This is a genomic window from Mesorhizobium sp. L-8-10 (assembly GCF_016756635.1).
In the GTDB taxonomy this organism is placed as follows: domain Bacteria; phylum Pseudomonadota; class Alphaproteobacteria; order Rhizobiales; family Rhizobiaceae.
In genome coordinates this window covers 5701722-5720494 of record NZ_AP023263.1, presented here as the reverse complement: position 1 = coordinate 5720494, position 18773 = coordinate 5701722, and the positions used below count along the sequence as shown (strand labels likewise).

The window sequence follows — 18773 nt, the reverse complement described above, 5'->3', positions numbered from 1 at the left end:
GCTCATTCCTCAACCTTGTCACCCTCCGCCAGTGCCTGCGTGGCAATCTGGCCGAGAAGCGGCTCGTTGTTCAGCAGTTGCGCAATGCGCTTTTCGGCGTCCACCCTTCCGTCCATGAAGCCGAGGAGTTCCTCGAGCTGGCGACGCATCTTGAGGAGCTCGGCCAGTTGCGGGACCTGCTCGGCCACGCGGTCCGGGGCGAAGTCGCCCATGTTGGAGAAGCTGAGATCGATCGCCAGCTCTTCGTCCCGCTCCTGTCCCTCGGGCTGGGGCAGGGTGTTCTTGACCCGGGCCTTCACGCGGGGGCCGAGCGCCTCCATGAAGCGCGGGAAGCGGCCCGCATCGGTCTCGACAAAGGCGCGGTCCAGAACGGACTTCTGGGCCTCGCGGGTTTGCGAGGCGCCGGAGAGATCGGCCATCACGCCCATCACGAAAGGCAGCTCGATGGTCGTCGGGCTGCCGTAATGCTCCACGTCGTAGGCGATCTGCACGCGCGGCGCCCGGTTCCGCTCGATCACCTTGGCCTTGCTTTCGCTCATCTCGAATTACCTTTCATCCTTCTGAGCCAACTTCTTGCTGTCCGGCACACCGGCGAGGACACGGAACTCCTTGAGGCCGGACGGCGCGAGATCTTCCATCAATTCGATGAAGTCCATCGGGACCATGCGGCGGATGCGCCGAACGAGATGCGGAATGGGGCTCGATGGCTCGGTGCGGTCGTAGAACGCGATGACGAGGTCGAGACATCTGATCACGTCCTCGCGCGAGGAGAGCCGGCTCGACAGGGCAACTGTTCCGCCCGGTGGCACGTGCCAGGCGTCTCCCTGGCCGTTGCCCGGAGAGGACGCCGCGGGGACGGCGTCTGCGGGAGGCGGCGCACGATTGGCGATGCCTCGCTCCAGCGTCGACAGCATGCGCTCCAGGAACCGTCGCAGACCGGGTACCGCGGCCTTGCCGTTGCCGAGCTTCGCGCCGAGGGCGGCGTCGACCGCATCGAGCGCGGCGATTGCTCTGCGCCCTCCGGCGATGAGATCCGCCATCTCCGCCTCGGCCTGATCGGCATGGGCAGCGCAGCCCGCGCGCACGCGCTTCACCAGTTGCTCGTGGGCGCTCAGCAGCGCCGCCTTCTCCGTGCCGTTCAATCCGGAGGCGGCCTCGTTCAGCACGGTCTGGTCGTCGAGCAGCCCCTGCTGGAGATCGTGCCCGCTGATCGGGCCGATGCCTCGCGGCGCGAAGAACGCCGTCTGCTTCAGATCGCACAGAAGTCCGGCCTGATCATTCTGCAGTTCGAGCAATGCGTTGATGCGGCGCAGAGCTGCATCCTGCGGAGGGACGCCTGACCGCAACTCGGGATGCATGGTTTCCCAATGCTCGTCGAAGGTCCGGGCGATCAGGGTGAGGCCGTCGGCCAGACCGGAGAGCCCGTCCATATTGGCGAGCGCACGCGTGACCAGGACCAGCAGGCGCAGATCGCGGCCTTGCACGCGCAGTTCCTCGGCCTTGTTCAGCACGGCGGACCAGTCGGCAGGGACGGTGACTTGCGAGGTCGGGTTGTTGCGGTCGTCGCGCACGACGGTGAGCTGCGGCTCGGCGAGGCGCTCCAATTCATGAAAGCGGGGATCGTTGCGCAGACTTTCCCCCGACGGGTTTTCACCGTCGAGAGGGTTCAGCCAGAGAGGGATATCGATCATATCAGCCTCCCGCCGCCAGCCAAGGGACCGTTGCCAACAATCCCGTCGACCATTCTCGTCCGTCGCAATCCGGACGACGCCAGCAATTGCAACACGATACGCGTTTCAGCGCCGGTGTCCATATTTTCGCGAATCGCCGTCCGTCGAAATGCCGCGACATGGTTACAGACGCGAAGCAAGCTCCGTTTCGCCGGTGCTTCCCCGCGAGACCACTTATGACAAGGCGCCGTGAAACCTCCGTGAAAAGCTGTCGATCGGCGGGGCGAGAGCCTCGCGGGACCCTTCGATTGCATCTTGCCACTTTGTAAAGCCTCGCTTGTGTGGCAGGCTATGGAGGGTCCGGTCGCAGGAGCAACTCCGATGGAGCCAGGCGGCATGCAACAGCGAAGGTCGTCACAGAGCTTCAAGCGCAAGGAACTGGTCGGCAAGCTCAACCCCACTTGTCTGCGCGCCTTCAAGGCCGCGGCCGATGCGGCGAAGCTGCGCGGCAACCCGTATGTCGAGCTCGTCCACTGGATCGAGCAGCTCGCCCTGTCGGACCGCTCGGACGTCCAGCTCATCGCGGCGGATGCCGGCGTGGACATGAGCAGGCTCGCCGCCGATTTGACCCGCGCGGTCGACAAGCTTCCCTACGGCGCGACCTCCATCGAAGAGTTTTCCGACCATATCTTCCACGCCATCCAGGAGGCCTGGAGCCTGGCCGGGCTCGAATTCGGCGCCGACGAGGTGCGCGGGGCCCATGTGCTGCTTGCCTGCCGCAAGGTGCCGGTGCTCGACGGTCTGCTTGCCAGGATCAGCCCCGAATTCGAGCGGATCGATGCAGATACCGTCATTGCCCGTTTCAACGACGTGGTGGCGGGTTCGACCGAAGGCGCGCCGCCGGAGGCCGCGCCGAAAGCTCAAGTGCGGGGCGCGCCCGGCGGCGAATCCGCCCTGGCGAAATACGCCACCGATCTCACGCAGCGCGCTCGTGACGGCAAGATAGACGCGGTGGTCGGGCGCGACCCGGAGATACGCCAGATCGTCGACATCCTGATGCGCCGCCGGCAGAACAATCCGATCCTGACCGGAGAGGCGGGCGTAGGGAAGACCGCCGTGGTCGAAGGCTTCGCCAGGCGCATAGCCGAGGGCGATGTTCCGCCCATGCTGCAGGGCGTGAGCGTGCACATGCTCGATGTCGGGCTGATGCAGGCCGGCGCGAGCGTGAAGGGCGAATTCGAGAAACGGCTGAAGGCGGTGATAGACGAGGTGCAGTCGTCCGCGACGCCGGTGATCCTGTTCATCGACGAGGCGCATACTCTGATCGGAGCGGGCGGCGCTGCCGGGACCGGCGATGCCGCCAATCTGCTGAAGCCGGCCCTGGCGCGGGGCGAACTGCGGACGATCGCGGCAACGACCTGGGCCGAGTACAAGCAGCATATCGAGAAGGATCCTGCTCTCACACGGCGCTTCCAGGTGGTGAAGGTGGAGGAACCCGACGAGGCGACGGCGGTGCTGATGCTGCGCGGCGTCGCAGGGGCGCTGGAGAAGCATCACCAGGTTCAGGTGCTCGACGAGGCGATAGAGACCGCCGTGCAGCTCTCGCACAGATACATTCCGGCGCGGCAATTGCCCGACAAGGCGGTCAGCCTGCTCGACACGGCCTGCGCGCGCGTCGCCATCTCGCAGCACGCGACGCCCGCCGAGGTCGAGGACCTGATGCGCCGGCGGCAGGCTCTCGAGATCGAAAAGGGCATCATCGGGCGCGAGGGGGCGATCGGCATCGAGGTCGCCGAACGACTTGCGCGGGTCGACGCGGGACTGGCCGAGACCGAAACCGCGTTCGCGGCCGCACAGGAGCGTTGGGATCGGGAAAAGGCCATGGTGGCCGAAGTCCTTTCTCTGCGCGCGAGGCTTCGCGGCGAGGGCGTGCCGCTCGACGCGATCACGCCGGAGCAGGGAACATCGCAGGGTGAGGACGCCGACGCGGCCGATGCCGCCCCGTCCGATGCCGCTCCGTCCGATGCCGCCCCGGCCGACGCGGCGGCGCCCGACCTTTCGGCCGACCTGGCACGCCTGAGGGAGCTCATGGCCGAGCTGGGATCGATGCAGGGCGAGACGCCGCTCATCCTCCTGTCGGTCGACCGCAGTGCCGTGGCCGCGGTGGTGCAGGACTGGACTGGGATTCCGACCGGCCGGATGCTCACCAGCCAGACCGAGAAGGCGCTCAGGCTTGCCGATCTCCTGGCCGAGCGTGTCGTCGGCCAGGATCATGCGATGGAGATGATCGCCAGGCGCGTGCAGACGAGCCGCGCGGGTCTCGGTGCGCCGGAAAAACCCGTGGGCGTGTTCCTGCTTTGCGGGCCTTCCGGGGTCGGCAAGACGGAGACGGCGCTGGCCCTGGCCGAGACGCTGTACGGCGGCGAGCAGAACCTGATCTCCATCAACATGTCCGAATTCCAGGAGGCGCATACGGTCTCGACGCTGAAGGGAGCGCCGCCCGGATATGTCGGCTACGGCAAGGGAGGCATCCTGACCGAGGCCGTCCGCCGCCGGCCCTATTCCGTGATCCTGCTCGACGAGGTCGAGAAGGCGCATCCGGACGTGCACGAGATCTTTTTCCAGGTGTTCGACAAGGGCATGATGGACGACAGCGAGGGGCGGCGGATCGACTTCAGGAACACGCTGATCCTGTTGACCTCCAATGTCGGCTCGGACGTGATCATGCACAAGACGGGCGGCGGTCAGCAGCGCGCGGAGATCGACGGCCTCGAGAAGGCGCTCCGGGCACCGCTGCTCAAGGTCTTTCCCGCGGCATTCCTGGGGCGGGTCGTGGTCATTCCCTACTATCCGCTGTCGGCGTCCATGATCGAGGCGATCACCCGGCACCAGTTCTCGAAGATCGCGCGGCGGCTGCGCGCCAGCCACGATGCGGAACTGGTGATCGGCGACGGCGTCATGGAAATGATCAAGGCGCGATGCACGGAGATAGAGTCGGGCGGGCGGATGATCGACGCGATCCTGACCAACACGCTTCTACCGGCTTTGAGCCGGGGGGTCTTGAGCCGCACGATCGACGGCCAGCCCATGACGCGTGTGGTCGTGGGTGCATCCGAGGACGGCTTTACCTATTCGTTCGAATAGCGGTCAGCCTTGCGGCAGCGTCGAGCGATGAGCAGTGTGCTCTCGCAACTACCAGCCACCTGCACCGCCGCCTCCGCCCCCGCCGTCCCCTCCGCCCCCTTGTTCCAGTGCGCGTATCAGGAACGGATCGGGTGCCGGTGGGCTGGCTGTGGTGCCCGTGGTGGCGACGTTGCGCGCGGTACTGCTGCCGCTTGGCGCCGCTTTCCTGGCAGTCGTTGTTCCGCCTCCGGATCGAGGCTTCGCCGCCGCTGCCGTGCGGGCCTTGGGGCGAGGATTGCTCGGCACGGGCTGGGCCACGGTTTGTGCCGGTTGAAACGCGGGAATGAGCGGCAAGGGAGCCACCGTCTCGCAGCCTGCAAGCGCCAGGGCGGCTGCGCCGAGAACGAGTGGTATCGAGCATCTGCGCATGGCCAACCTCCGGTCCGGCTGTCAGAGCATGTCGAGGCGCGGCTTGGACAACAGCCATTCCCGCGCCACCAGTTCGGCTAGAAGCTCATATGAGGATCGCGGTGCGGGGTGGCCGAGCATCGCATCGGCCGCCTGCCTGGTTCGCGATCCCAGGACCCCGTCCGCCTCGATACCCTTGGCCCCGAGCCGCACCAGGGCCTTCTGGACCTCGATGTTCACAAGCTTCTCAGGGATTTCCGCGAGCGCCTCTCTCGCGCGCTCGGCCGGCTTTCCTTCCCCGCGTCCAAGCGCATGCGCGAGCAGCCGGATGTCGTCTCCCTCCTCGGCGATGAGCTTGCGGTCCAGTCGCATCATCTCGGCCGCGTAGTAGGCGCCCCACGCGTCGCCGCGCTCGGCGCTTTCGCGGAACAGCCGAAAGATCTGCTGCTGGTCGCGGTCCTGTTCCTCGATCAGCGTAAGGGCGAGCAGGCGGCCGGCATAGGGATGCAGGCCTCGATGCGCCTCCATCAGCAGTTCCTTGCTGCGCGCCTTGTCCTGTTCGACCGCTATTCCGTCGCGATAGAGCAGCGACAGGTTCATGGCGCCCCATATATCCTTCCGCTCGTAGGATTCCCGGAAGTAGCGGTGCGCCCGTTCGACGTCCTTGGGGACCCGGTTGCCATAAAGATATTCCGCGCCCAACTGGTTCATCGCAAAGGTGTGGCCGGATTCGGCCGCGCGGGTCAGTAGTTCCACGCCGCGGCCGTAATCGGGCTTTGTGCCGTTGCCCTCCATCAGCGCCTTGCCGAGCGAGTACTGCGAATAGGCGTCGCCGCGCGCTGCCCCAGCCTCGAAAAGCGGGACGGCTGCGGCCGGATCCTTCTTCACGCCGGCCCCGTACTGGTAGAAGCGCCCGAGCAATTCGCCGGAGCGGACATGACCCGCCGCGAGCGCCGCCTTGAACTCGGCGAGCGCCGGCTCGAATTCTCCCCTGGCATACAACACACGTCCCAGTTCATGGCGAAACCGGGCGACGTCGGGCGCCGACGCGACTGCCTCCCGGCAGGCGGCCAGCGCCTCGTCGATCCTGATGTCGTTGGGATAGACGCCCTCGCTTACGCCCTGTATGTCCAGCCGATCGCCGGCAAGCTCGTCGCAGCGATTGACGGAGGCCTTCACGTCGATGACGATGGGAGGTTCGCCAGCCGCCTGGCCGATGGGTTTGAGGACGATCTTCGCATCGGTTTCGATGATCCTGAGGGACGGACGGATACCGAGACGGGCTATGTCCTCGGACTTCACCAGGTCGCCTTCGGACAGCATTCGGGTATTGAGCGCTATCTGAGCGGCAGGGGAACGCTCGTCGATGCGATACCACCCGTCGCCGAGTTGCTGCGGCTGCGGGATGGCGTCCGATAGCGACTGGAAACCCGTGCCCACATCGGCCGCGAGCGCGAGCTGCCGCAACTCGGCTTTCGAAGAGGCTCCGGCCGGTCGGGTAGTTCCTCCCTCCTTCGAGGCGACGGGAATTTCCTGCTCGTCGACAGGTGGCTTCATTGCAGGATCGAAGACGATCGCCACGGCTCCGCTGACCTTGTGCCCTTCGGAGGAAACGACGGAGTAGGGAATGAGCTGGACGGACGTCTCGCCCGGTTCGGGCAGGTAGACCACATCGGGGAGGCGGTTCGTCGGGATCGGCGCGCCGGGTTCGATCTGTTCGGATCCCAACATGAGCCTGCCCGATTTGAGCGGCTGGTCGAAATGTGCGGTGAGCGCCATTTCCTCGCTGGCGATCGGCGGCGGGATGTCGAGTTCGACGCGCCTGGCTTGCGGCGAGACCCTCACTTCCGTCAGGCTCTCGCCCATCACCAGCACGCTTTCCCGCGTCACGAAGAAGAATTGCGAGGTGAGGCTCGAAACGTCCCAGGGAACCTGGCGGCCGCTGGTGCGGGCGATCACGTCGGCGCGGATGTCGGTGAGCACCTGCCGCACCTCGGTGTTCGGCGTCAGGATGTGGCCGGCGAGAGCGTCGGTGAACGGACTCAGTTCTCCGGCCCCGTCATAGGCGATCTGGTTCGGTGCCGTCGAATAGACGATCAGGGAGCCCTGGCGCGGCGTGAGGGAGGCGAGCCCCTTGTTGCCTTTGACGGCGACCTTCTTGTTGCCCGCGAAATAATACTCGTTCTTGAAAGGATTGTCCCGGCAGGAGTCCAGGATGAGGATCTGCAGGGACGAGGTCTCCCGCATATAGTCGAGAAGGTTGGAGATATTATAGGATTCGACCTCGAGATCGTATGACGAGGTCAGATTGGCGTCGACCGGCAGGATGTAGTTTTCGCCGGCGACCTGGACCGCATGCCCGCTGTAGTAGAACAGCGCGACGTCGCCGTCATTGAGCGATCTGAGAAAATCCCGGATGGTCCTTTCCAGCGAAGCCTTGTCGAGGTCGTCGCCGATCGTCACTTCGAAATTCGCCCTGCTCAGGACCTCTCCGATGTGGCGTGCGTCCTTGGCCGCATTGGGCAAGGGAACGAGATCCTGATAGGCCGAATTGCCGATAACCAATGCGGCGCGCCGGCCCTCGGCGCGCTCGGCCAGGGCTTCGATCGGCGTCAGTCCTGAAGCAGCTGCGCCGGCCGCCAGAACAAGGCACCAGATGAACAGCCGAACAAGCAGGTGAATGTGGTTGCGGAGCGCGCTGTCCGCCACGCCCTTGGGACGGTTCTGGACTCTGTTACCCGCAGACCGATCCAACTTTTCGCCTCTATCTTACGGGTGGCAACCCCGGCGCGAGGGAAAGCAGGAAGGATATACTCGGGCCGGAGGATGGACAAGAAAATTAAGAGCGCCAGCAAGCCCCGGCCATGCGATGGCGTGCGGGCAGTCCAGCCATGGGCTTTCTGGCTGGAGCGCAACGCGCCAACGCCCCTCAGGAGAGGACGGTGGCGTCACTCGTTTCGGAGCTCGCGATCTGGCCTTCGGTGTCGCGCAGCTTCATCGGGAACAGCTCCTGTGCCAGTACGAGGTGGCGGTCGAGGAAGTTTTCCTTGAGCACGACGGCCGACCTTTCGTCGACGATGACGACTGCGATCTGTCCGGGCCCCTCGCGACGGGGCACCGGTGCCGGAAGCGCGCCGGACAGGCTCTGCAAGGTGGGCTCGATCGTATAGTGATTTCCGGCGAAGGTGCTGAACGGGATGCCGCGATAGCTGCCGCACGACGTCATGTGAACATGGCCTGACACCACGGCCCTGATGTCACGATGGCTCTTCAGCACGTCGACGAAGACATCCCGCTCCTCGAGAATGATGATGTCGTTCTGATTGTGCAGCGGGCAGATGTTGTGATGCAGCGCAATGACGACCGGCCTGTCGGCATGTTCGGCGAGCCGCCGGCCGAGCCATTCCAGTTGCGCCGCGCTGAGACGGCCGCTGGGCACGCCCGGCTCGCTGCTGTCGAGCACCACCACGGCGCAGCCGTCGAGCACGAGCGACCGGTCCATCTTGCCTGTTTCCGGTTCGGCGACATCGCCGAACTCGGCGAGGAAGGTCGGCCTGTGGTCGTGGTTGCCGAGGGTGAGGACGTAGGGCAGGTCGATCTCCGCCAGCAGATGCCTGAGCCGGCGATAGGACGCCGCGTCGCCACGGTCGGCAAGGTCTCCCGCAATCACCAGGAGGTCGGCATCGGCATGATTGCGGTTGATGAAGTCGATAGCCTGGCGGGTGCGCTCGCTCGTATCGAGCGAATGCGACAGTTCGTTTGCGGGCACGATGTGCAGATCCGCCATCACGATGATCTTGGGCACGGTCTGGGACTCCTGTCAGAGGGAAGGGACGAGTTCGGGTTCCGGCAGCAGACCCACCTGCTGCAGGCGTTCGGTATCGATCAGCAGCCCGTCCATGTCGAAGATCGCCCCGACGACAGGCCCGCTCATCCCTTTACTCCGGTCATGGTGATCCCCTGGATGAAGAGCCGCCGGGCAAAGAGGAAGGCGGCGACAAGCGGTGCGGTGACGATGGTCGCGGCGGCGAAAGTCACGCCGTAGTCGATGCCGAGATCGCCCTTGTACTGCATCATCGACAGCGTCGCGGTGACCTTGTCCTGGCTCTGCACGACGATGAGAGGCCAGTAGAGGTCGTTCCAGTGCGAGACGAAGGAGAATACCGAGAATGCCGCGATGGCCGGCACGGCGCTGGGCAGGATCAGGCGCAGGATGATCTCGATCTCGGAGAAACCGTCGATCCGTGCGGCCTGGATGATGCTGTCGGGAAAGGTGCGGAAGAATTGCCGGAACAGGAAGATCGCGAAGACGGAGACGAGAAAGGGAAACATCATCGCCAGGTAGGTGTTGATGAGCCCGACCTTGACGATGCCGATGTAGAGCGGAATGGCGATGACGTTCACCGGGATGGTTATTCCGGCGATCACGGCGCCGAACAGGATGCTCGAACCGGCAAAGCGCAGCTTCGCCAGCGCATAGGCCGCCGGTACTGCCGTCACCAGCTGGACGGCCAGGATGCCGATGCAGACGATCAGCGAGTTGAGGATGTAGAGCAGGTAGGGCTGGTCGAACAGCACCTTGCCGAAATTGACCAGGCCGTGGAACTCGCGCGGCAGCAACGAGAACTGGGGAGCGAAGATCTCGCTCTTCGGCTTGAGGCTGGAAGACACCATCCAGATGAAGGGGAAGACCATCGCCAGGCTGCCGAGGAAGAGCAGGGCCGTGACCGCGTGATGCCCGATACGGCGCAGGGAAAGGGGGCGCGTGACCGCCGGTGCGGCCGGCTGAGAAGCTGAGCTTGCCATGACGGATCTCAATTGCGCACGCGGCGGTCGGCGAACTGTGCCTGGAACAGCGCGAACAGGAACACGATGAGGAGGAAAGCGAAGGACAGTGCCGCCGCGTATCCCATGTTGAAATATTCGAAGCCCTCGCTGAATGCGAGGTAGAGATAGACCTCGCTCGCCCGGTCCGGGCCGCCCTGGGTGAGCAGCGCGACCGTATCGAACAGCTTGAAGGCGGTGATGGAGCTTGTGACTGCGACGAAGGTCGACGTCGGTCCGAGCATCGGCCAGGTGACGCGAAAGAAGCGGTCGAGCGGACCGTCGGCGCCGTCCACGGCGGCGGCTGCGTAGAGCGTCGGCGGGATGGCGGTGAGCCCGGCCAGGAACAGCACCATGTTGAAGCCGATGATGCTCCAGACGGAGATGATGGCGAGCGAAAACAGCACGATGCCGGGATCGCCGAGGAAGTTGACGGGAGAGAAGCCCAACGACGTGATCGCCCCGTTGAGGAAACCCTGCTTGCTGTCCATCAGTGCCGCCCAGACAAGCGACATGGCGGCCAGCGTCGACGTCACGGGAAGGAAGTAGAGAACCTCCAGGATCGACCGGAAGCGGTAGCGGTCCTGGAGGAGGATCGCGAGCAGGAGGGGGATGATGAACGCTGCCGGCAGGAATAGGGCGGCGTAGATTAAGGTGTTGGCAAGCGCGTTGCCGAAATTCTCGTCGGTGGCCATCTGCCGATAATTGTCGAGCCCGACAAAGCTCATGCCGTCGCGCACCAGGGTGAAATCGGTGAACGAGATGAGGATGACGAGAAGGATGGGCGCGAGATAGATGACGAGGATGAGGAGGGCCGCCGGCGCCGCGAGCGCATAGGCGAGCCTCTGCTGGGCGTGGGCCAGCGTGTCGGCGGCCCGTCTCACGGCACCAGCGCTCCCCGGGGTGACGCGGCTGCCGCCACGGAGGAGACGGTGCGGTCGCGCACGCGCTGGCCGTCCGCATCGAAGAACAGCAGGCCCTCGCGGTCGAGACGCAGTGCCTTCCGGCCGGCGATGCGGGCGATCGACATTTGCGTGCCGGGCAGCTTTTGGGCCCGTACCCTCAGTTCGATGCTGGGCTCGGTCGCCAGTGCGCCATGCACGACGAGATCGGCGCCATGATCCTCGATGCTTCTGACGTCGAAGTCGAGGGCCTCGGAGGTCGACCTGCTGCGATCGTGCGACAGGCCTGCAATGCCGTCGAACTGTGCGGCTTCGGGCCGGAACGCCACCAGCAGGTCGCCGCTCGCGCCCTTCGGGATCACGGCATCGAGCAGCCGGTCGCCGATGCGCAGCCTGCCATTCTCCACCTCAGTCGGAAGCAGGTTGATTTCCGGCGAGCCGATGAAGCGGGCGACTTCGACATTGTCGGGATCCTCGTAGAGCGTCACCGGCGGGGCCACCTGGACGAAGCTGCCGGCCCGCATGATCGCGACACGGTCGGACAGCGTCATCGCCTCGATCTGGTCGTGCGTGACATAGATGAAGGTGAGCTTCGAGCTGGCGTGGAGCTCGGCGATCTCCTTGCGCACCTGTGTGCGCAGCTTGGCATCGAGGTTGGACAGCGGCTCGTCCATGAGGAAGAGTTTCGGAGAGCGCACCAGGGCCCGGCCGAGGGCCACGCGTTGCCGCTGGCCGCCGGAAAGCTGCGCCGGCCGCCTGTCGAGCAGATGCTCGATGCCGAGATGCCGCGCGGTCTGGTTGATCTGGGCCTCGACCGCCGGGCGGCCGCGACGGGCGAGCGGATGGATGCGTTCGATCAGCGGCAGCCGCGCATGCCATGGCAGGGAGGCCATGATCAGCGGCATCGCCATGTTCTGCGCGACGGACATATGCGGATAAAGAGCGTAGTCCTGGAACACCATGGCGATTTCGCGATGCTTCGGCGGCAGCGCGTCGACCGGCTTGCCGTCGATGCTGATGCTGCCGTGGTCCTGGGCTTCGAGGCCGGCGATGATCCGCAGGAGGGTCGACTTGCCGCAGCCCGACGGTCCGACGAGGGAGACGAACTCCCCCTCGTCGACATCGAGAGACAGGCCGGCAAGGATCTGGTTCGTCCCGTATGCCTTGCGTATGTCACGCATCGAGAGCATCGGCATGGGTCGGTCTCCCTGTCTTTTTGGCCCACCGGCGGATGCGCCTGTGCAGGTTCCGGAAAATGTCCCGCGGTTTCCGTCAGGAACCTGCGGAAGAGAAAACCAGGCAGGTGAAGCGTGTCACGTAACCTTGCCTAGCGCTGCATCAGCTCTTCGGCGACTTGCTTCATCTTCGCGGCGCCATCGGCAGGCGTAGTCTCGCCGAGCATGACGGAGCGCAGGATGTTCTTCTGCTCGCGCCAGATCTTCTCGCTCTGGGTGCCCGGGTAGCCCTGCCACCTGCCGGCGCGGTCGTAGCCGGTGGACGGCGTGGCGTAGTAGGGGAACTCCCGGTAATAGGGCGCCAGGTAGTTCTCGCCGAGCGCGCCGACATTGGTCGGCAGGTAGCCGGTGTTGCGGGCGGTGATCGCCTGGGCCTCGGGCCCGGACATGAACTTCGCGTATTCCCAGGCAGCGGCGACCTTCTCGGGATCGGTGGTCGTGATCAGGACCGCGTTGCCGCCGGTCGGCAGGGTGCCGTTGGCGTCGTCGACGATGGTGAACTTGACCGAGCGCAGGTCGAACTTGTCGCCAACCAGTTCCTCGATATTGCGCGCCGACGCCGGCGAATTGGCATAGATGCCCATGGTGCCGTTGGTGAACGACTTGAGCTGGTCGTTTATGGTCACTGCCGGGTCGTACATGCCCTCGGTGACCAGACGCCTGACCAGTTCCATGGCCTTCGTCGCGTAGCCGTTCTGGTCGAAGGTGACCTTGGTCTGGCCCTCGTCGAGCAGGGTGCCGCCCTGCTGCGTGATCAGGATCTGCCAGGGCCAGTCGTCGCCCCACTGCTCGACCGCATAGGACATGCCGTGGACGTCGTCGCTCAGCGCGTCGATCCTGGCGGCGAGTTCCAGGATGCCGTTCCAGTCGGTCGGGAACTTGTCCGGGTCATGCCCCGCTTTCTTCAAGAGGTCCGCGTTGTAATACCACTGGACGACCGAGGCGTTGAACGGCATGCCGACCTGGACGCCGTCGACCTGGCCGAGTTCCAGCATGCGGTCGGTATAGTTGGCCTTCACCCATTCGGCCCCCTCTTTCTCGAGCAGCGTGCCGAGATCGACGATCTGGTTGCGCTCCTTCAGGGCCCGTACCAGCGAGGGCAGCTGGTTGTAGGCCTGGAACGCGCAGTCCGGCAGGGTGTTGGTGGCCGATTCGCGGAACAGGCGCAGATGCGTGTCCGCGTAGTCCTTGGCCGGCGCGGCATACTCGACGACGATCTCGTCCTGCATCTCGTTGAACTTCTTCATCAGCGGTTCATGCTGGCGGGTCAAATGGCCGGCATTGGTCAGGCAGGTGATCGTCACCTGCGCTGCGGCCGGGCTGACGGACGCGGCGAGTGCGACGGTGAACGGAAGCAGTATCTTCTTCATCGGCATTCCTCGGCTGGGAAAGGGTGGTGCTCGGGAGCGGCGAGGGGCTACCTAGGGAAGTTTGGTGACAGCGGGACAACCGATGCATGACGCTTTGTTGACACTCCACAGAGAGCAGTCGCGCCGCGGGAGCTCCGCCGCCCGCGCGTGATCCGGCTTGCCCTCCGGTATCGGCTTGGGAGACATCGGAAAATAATCGCTTCGCTTTGCGCCGCCCCTCACTGTCCTGCCGGACGACCGGCCGGGTCCCCAGCGTCCCGGCGTTCGCTCCCACAAGGGGAGAAGGCAGGATTGCAGAGGCGTTGCCGCCAACCTTCAACGTCGGCGATTTGCGGAACCGTCGAAGCCAAGCTCTCCCTTCTCCCCTTGTGGGAGAAGGTGGCCCAGACTGTATTTCGGCCGCTACGATCGTGCTGGGCTCAAGGGTGACGCCGAAATACAGGCTGGGTCGGATGAGGGGTGCTCCAGGGAGCGAGGCGGTCGACCAAAACGGACAAAGGACGAGACCAGGTAACGGTTGGGCTCGGCAGATGTGTATATGCCCTAGCGCAAGCGGGGAGAGAGCCGATCGGGTCTACGCTTTTGCCAATCGCCGAGGTTCCCCATTGGCGAAATCCGAGCGGCCTGTCCAGCGGATAGATGGGTGACGGTGAGAGGCAAGCCAGGGGCGGCAGCACCGCACCTCCTTCGCCAGATCTTGGCCGAAGCGATTCGGTTGATTTTAGACGCCGCCCTAGCCAGAGCAGCGACCGGCTTGCGTGGCCTGCGATCCGGACGACGACGAATTGCGGGATGGCAGCAACGCCGGCAAATCCCGGCTTCTCCGCTGCGCGGAACAAATCCGTTCTCCGGCCGGCCACGAAAATGGAATGAACGGCTTCGCATATCGGAAATTTACGATCTATATATCGTCACATGTCGATGCAGCCGAAGAACGTGGATAGCGACGCAGTGCTGAAAGCGCTGGCGCATCCGGTGCGACGCAAGATCCTGGCTTGGCTGAAGGAGCCCGAGCGGCATTTCTCCGGCCAGGAGCATCCGCTCGAGATGGGCGTCTGCGCCGGCCAGTTCGAGCGATGCGGCCTGTCGCAATCCACCGTCTCGGCGCATCTTGCCACGCTCGCCGCCGCCGATCTCGTGACGACGCGGCGTGTCGGCCAATGGGTGTTCTACAAGCGCAACGAAGACACCATCGGGGCCTTCCGGGTGGCGCTGTCCGATCTCTGACGTTTCCTCCTTCCTTCCTCCCATGCATGAAAGGCATTCTCATGGCCACTCTCTTCGATCCCTTGCAGGCCGGCGACCTGGCGCTTTCGAACCGTATCGTCATGGCGCCGCTGACGCGCAATCGTTCTCCGGACGCGGTACCGGGGGACCTGTCGGTGACATATTACCGGCAGCGCGCATCCGCTGGCCTCATCGTGACGGAGGCCACCGCCATCAGCCATCAGGGGCAGGGCTATGCCGACGTCCCCGGTCTTTACGGATCGGAGCAGCTTGCCGGCTGGAAGCGTGTCACCGACGCCGTTCACGAGGCCGGCGGCAAGATCGTGGTCCAGCTCTGGCATGTCGGCCGCATCTCGCACAATTCGCTTCAGCCCGGCGGCGGAAAGCCGGTGGCGCCCTCGGCCATCCGGGCGAAATCCAAGACCTATCTGATCAGGCCTGACGGAAGCGGGGAGTTTGCCGAGACGTCGGAGCCGCGGGCTCTCGACGCGCACGAAATCCCGGGGATCGTCGACGACTTTCGTCGCGCCGCCAGGGCAGCCATCGAGGTGGCGGGTTTCGACGGCGTGGAGATCCACGCCGCCAATGGCTACCTGATCGACCAGTTCCTTCGCTCGGGCAGCAATCACCGGACCGACAATTATGGCGGCTCGATCGAGAACAGGACGCGTTTCCTGTTCGAGGTGGTCGATGCCGTCGCGGGCGCGGCCGGCAGCGGCCGCACAGGCATCCGGCTGTCGCCGGTGACCCCGGCCAACGACGCCTCCGATCCCGAGCCCCAGCCGCTCTTCGAGCATGTGGCGTCAGGCCTCGGCAGCCGCGGCCTGGCATATATCCATGTCATCGAAGGGGCGACCGGCGGCGGGCGGGACTTCCAGCAGGGCGACAAGCCGTTCGACTACGCGGCGTTCAAGGCCGCCTATCGCAATGCCGGCGGCCGTGGCGCCTGGCTGGTCAACAACGGCTACGACAAGGACCTCGCGGAAAAAGTCGTGGCCGAAGGACCCGCCGACCTCGTCGCCTTCGGCAAGCTGTTTATCGCCAACCCCGATCTCGTGCGCCGGCTGAAGGACAACGTCGCGCTGAACGCGCCCGACAAGGCGACTTTCTACGGCGGCGGGGCAAGAGGTTATATCGACTATCCGACTGCCGCCTGACGTCTCGACGAACTGGCCCCACTCCGGGTATCCGGAGTGGGGCTCTGTACATTTGGTGGTGAGACATGATGCGACACGCCCTTCAAGCCGCGCCGCGGGTTAAAGATCGTTCGCCGGCAAGACCTATGCGTGGTGCCGACTGCGGACGACTGAAGCCGGCTTAGTCCCGTCCGAAGACGGCTCGTGGCTTATGAGAAACCAGTCCCCCTCAGGAAAGAGCTCAGCAAATGTCCCGTTTGGGGCCAGACAGGCCGCTTTGTGCCAACGACGGTAAGATAGCTGCCTTTAGCCGCGAAGCGGTGAGCGCGACCGCTATCGACGTTGTTGGGTAAGATAGTCTGTTGATCATCAAAAGGCGTGGTTCAGTTCAGCACGATAGATATTGAGCTTGCGATAGCGTTCATGCTGAAGTCAGCCCGATTCAGCCGAGGGGCAATTATTTCTTAAAGCTTATCTGTCGTGGTCCGCCCGACTGGTAGCCGCAGAACCTCTCAGCACATGGGGGAGCTTTGGCGAATGGCAGTTTCATTTGTACACTTGTCGGACATCCACTTCGGCCAAGAGAAGGGAGGGGAACTGGAAACCCATAACGACGTAAAGGAGCGGTTACTGGTCGACGCTGCCAACCAGGTCAAGTCGCTCAATCTATCAATCGATGGCATCATCGTCACGGGAGACGTAGCCTTCGCCGGCAAAGCCGCCGAGTTCAAGGAGGCAGGTCGGTGGCTTGATCGCCTAGCCAAGGGCGTCGGGTGCCTCGAAACCGCTGTTCAGGTGGTACCGGGGAATCATGATATCGACCGGTCAGAAATATCCGGCGGATGTCATCTCATGCTGAAGAGCATCCTTGAGGAGGGCGAGCCAGCTTTCGACAAATACCTGAACGATGCCACCGACTGCGAAACGCTGTACCGAAAACTGGGTGCCTATTTGGATTTCGCCGAGGGCTATAACTGCTTCCTCGACAAGAAAGGCGGCATTGCCAGTAACAAATCTTTCGATCTGGCGCCGGGTCGCTCTATTCGGATCATGGGTCTTAACTCGTCTCTTATGTGCTGGTCTGGCGAGAAGGAGGGAGACCTTTTTCTTGGGGCCAGACAGCGCGTCTTGCCGATCAAGGCGGGCGAGGAACTTGTGATTCTCTGCCACCATCCGCTCCATTGGTTCAATGACGAGAAGAAGGCGCGGGGATATATCCGAAATAGGGCCCGTGTGCTGATGACCGGCCATGAGCACCAACCGTCGGTCGGGGTCGACGAGGAGAAGCCAGGCCGCGATCTGCTCACCATCGCCTCAGGGGCCGCGATACCTCCGCATGCGACAGAAGAGTATGGATACACCTACAATATTCTGACGTTCGATTGGGACAGTGAAAGCGACGCCCTAAAGGTGTCTATCATACCCAGGACGTGGTCGGACGACGAAATGGACTTCGTCGCCGATGAGGACTTACTGAAGGACATTGGGTCGCCCATATTGTTAGCATCGGCAAATTTTAAGGCTGCCGCACAACAGGTCGAGCCAGAGCTACCGGAGGATTCGGAAGAGGTCGAGTATCCCGTCGCGGAAGCAGATACAATCGTGATTGTCGAGGAAACGACCGTGCCAAACAGGTTTGCGATGGTCCTTCTCAGATTCTTCAGAGACCTTTCGCCCACACAGCGAATGCGGATACTTGTCCGTCTCGGAGCTCTGCCGCCCACTTGGAGGGGTACAATGATCCATGGGATGGAGCGTACAGTCGTCGACAAACTGATGAAGGATGGTCGCTTGGGGCAACTGGAAGCAGAGATTGATCGAGAACAATCTAACGGTTCAGAATAAAGGCAAATGGGGGCGCAAGTATGCTAGATATCGCACCACATGTCAGGATCTTTGAGGGATCACCGACTGACGAATTCGTCACAAAGAGGCAAACCGCGATAAAGGACATTGCGGCAAAGTTCATCAAACCTAATCACATTGCGCGTCTATTGTCCGTTGCCAATGGGGTAGTCCTTGCCAGCAAAGAAGGAGGCAAGCTTCCGCCTGAACTGGCCGCTGAGGTCGCGGCATCGATCACCAAGGTTTCGCCTTCATTTGTAGCTGAGGAGCATGACCTTGAGCTGTCGACATGCGCGATGCTAGCAGCCATCAATGCAATAGTGACCGGCAGCAAGGCTGGCACAATTACTACATCGGATTACCTTGCTGTCGGCATATGGTCGGGAATGTCCTGGCAAACTGGAAACAGGAATGGGGGCTTTGAGCGACTGCGCAAGCTTTTGTTGGATCTTTCTCGGGACCATGTTCTGAAAGCAGCGAAGTTAGGCCGGGTTCGGTCAAAACCTACGAAAGCGGTCGCACTTGCAGAGGACAACTCTAATCTTGGAAAAGTTGTCGAAAACCTGAGGTTCGTCGTCGACACACTGACCGCCAACGCGGCAGTTGATCGTGAAGAGATAGACCTGCTGTGGTGGTCGATATCCGGATGGAGCGATGTCCTGAGCATGAAATATAGCGACGCGAAACCACATGCTGCTGCCATAGCATTGGGGCTGGACGCGGCGAAGCGCCTTCGCCGAATGCCCGTTGACCTGCACAAAGCGCTGGTACTTCGCCGCGTGCCTGAAGGTGAGAGCCTATCGTTCGCGCAGCTCGTAAAGGCCCTCGGTGACGACTGCGTGCGATTGGGCGCAGGCTACGGCAACGAAACGCTCGTCACCGAGAATACCCAGGTTTTCCCACTCCTGAATGTCTTGGCATCAGGATCCGCGAAAGGCATAGGCAAAGGCATTTTTTCGATCTCCGATCTGGCATCGAGGGCCCTTTTGGAGGCAGTCACTTTCGATGTGGTTGATAGGCGCGAGGTCTAGGG

Annotated in this window: 13 protein-coding genes; 5 read left to right on the top strand and 8 right to left on the bottom strand. The window is 63.4% G+C overall.

Annotated features, from left to right (window positions below; translation table 11 throughout):
- Window positions 1-2: 2 nt before the first annotated feature.
- Both tssB and tssA read right to left on the bottom strand, forming a co-directional pair.
- Complete coding sequence (gene tssB / locus JN280_RS26730) at window positions 3-539, bottom strand: type VI secretion system contractile sheath small subunit (RefSeq protein WP_202306834.1); 537 nt, start codon at window positions 537-539, stop codon at window positions 3-5.
- A gap of 6 nt (window positions 540-545) precedes the next feature.
- Window positions 546-1691 carry a type VI secretion system protein TssA gene (gene tssA, locus JN280_RS26725; protein ID WP_202306833.1) on the bottom strand — a complete coding sequence of 382 codons (1146 nt, stop codon included), beginning with the start codon at window positions 1689-1691 and terminating at the stop codon, window positions 546-548.
- Window positions 1692-2066: 375 nt separating this feature from the next.
- Between tssA and tssH the strand changes: the two genes are divergently transcribed.
- The gene (gene tssH, locus JN280_RS26720) at window positions 2067-4814 is read left to right on the top strand and encodes a type VI secretion system ATPase TssH (RefSeq protein ID WP_202306825.1); all 2748 of its coding nucleotides are present in this window, start codon (window positions 2067-2069) and stop codon (window positions 4812-4814) included.
- Between the two features lie 429 nt (window positions 4815-5243).
- Here the strand turns inward: tssH and JN280_RS26715 are convergent, their stop codons facing one another.
- The 6 genes from JN280_RS26715 to JN280_RS26690 all read right to left on the bottom strand — a co-directional run bounded on the left by JN280_RS26715 (window position 5244) and on the right by JN280_RS26690 (window position 13532).
- Window positions 5244-7955 (bottom strand): caspase family protein, encoded by a 2712-nt coding sequence (locus tag JN280_RS26715; protein WP_202306823.1) that lies wholly within the window; start codon window positions 7953-7955, stop codon window positions 5244-5246.
- A 175-nt stretch (window positions 7956-8130) separates the two neighbouring features.
- Window positions 8131-9006 carry a metallophosphoesterase gene (locus JN280_RS26710; RefSeq protein ID WP_202306821.1) on the bottom strand — a complete coding sequence of 292 codons (876 nt, stop codon included), beginning with the start codon at window positions 9004-9006 and terminating at the stop codon, window positions 8131-8133.
- 125 nt (window positions 9007-9131) lie between these two features.
- Window positions 9132-10007 carry a carbohydrate ABC transporter permease gene (locus JN280_RS26705; protein WP_202306819.1) on the bottom strand — a complete coding sequence of 292 codons (876 nt, stop codon included), beginning with the start codon at window positions 10005-10007 and terminating at the stop codon, window positions 9132-9134.
- 8 nt (window positions 10008-10015) lie between these two features.
- Window positions 10016-10909, bottom strand: coding sequence for a carbohydrate ABC transporter permease (locus JN280_RS26700; RefSeq protein WP_202306817.1), 894 nt, complete (start codon window positions 10907-10909; stop codon window positions 10016-10018).
- Window positions 10906-12123, bottom strand: coding sequence for an ABC transporter ATP-binding protein (locus JN280_RS26695; RefSeq protein ID WP_202306815.1), 1218 nt, complete (start codon window positions 12121-12123; stop codon window positions 10906-10908). The genes JN280_RS26700 and JN280_RS26695 overlap by 4 nt, the downstream gene beginning before the upstream one ends.
- 131 nt (window positions 12124-12254) lie before the next feature.
- Window positions 12255-13532: an extracellular solute-binding protein gene (locus JN280_RS26690; RefSeq protein ID WP_202306813.1), complete on the bottom strand. Its 1278-nt coding sequence runs from the start codon at window positions 13530-13532 to the stop codon at window positions 12255-12257.
- 936 nt (window positions 13533-14468) lie between these two features.
- On the opposite strand from JN280_RS26690, the gene JN280_RS26685 reads away from it, so the two are divergent.
- From JN280_RS26685 to JN280_RS26670, 4 genes are all read left to right on the top strand, one after another.
- Window positions 14469-14759 (top strand): ArsR/SmtB family transcription factor, encoded by a 291-nt coding sequence (locus JN280_RS26685; protein WP_244742116.1) that lies wholly within the window; start codon window positions 14469-14471, stop codon window positions 14757-14759.
- Between the two features lie 41 nt (window positions 14760-14800).
- Window positions 14801-15916: an alkene reductase gene (locus JN280_RS26680; RefSeq protein ID WP_202306811.1), complete on the top strand. Its 1116-nt coding sequence runs from the start codon at window positions 14801-14803 to the stop codon at window positions 15914-15916.
- Window positions 15917-16432: 516 nt separating this feature from the next.
- The gene (locus tag JN280_RS26675) at window positions 16433-17740 is read left to right on the top strand and encodes a metallophosphoesterase (RefSeq protein ID WP_202306809.1); all 1308 of its coding nucleotides are present in this window, start codon (window positions 16433-16435) and stop codon (window positions 17738-17740) included.
- Window positions 17741-17760: 20 nt separating this feature from the next.
- Window positions 17761-18771: a GTPase-associated system all-helical protein GASH gene (locus JN280_RS26670; protein WP_202306807.1), complete on the top strand. Its 1011-nt coding sequence runs from the start codon at window positions 17761-17763 to the stop codon at window positions 18769-18771.
- Window positions 18772-18773 lie beyond the last annotated feature (2 nt).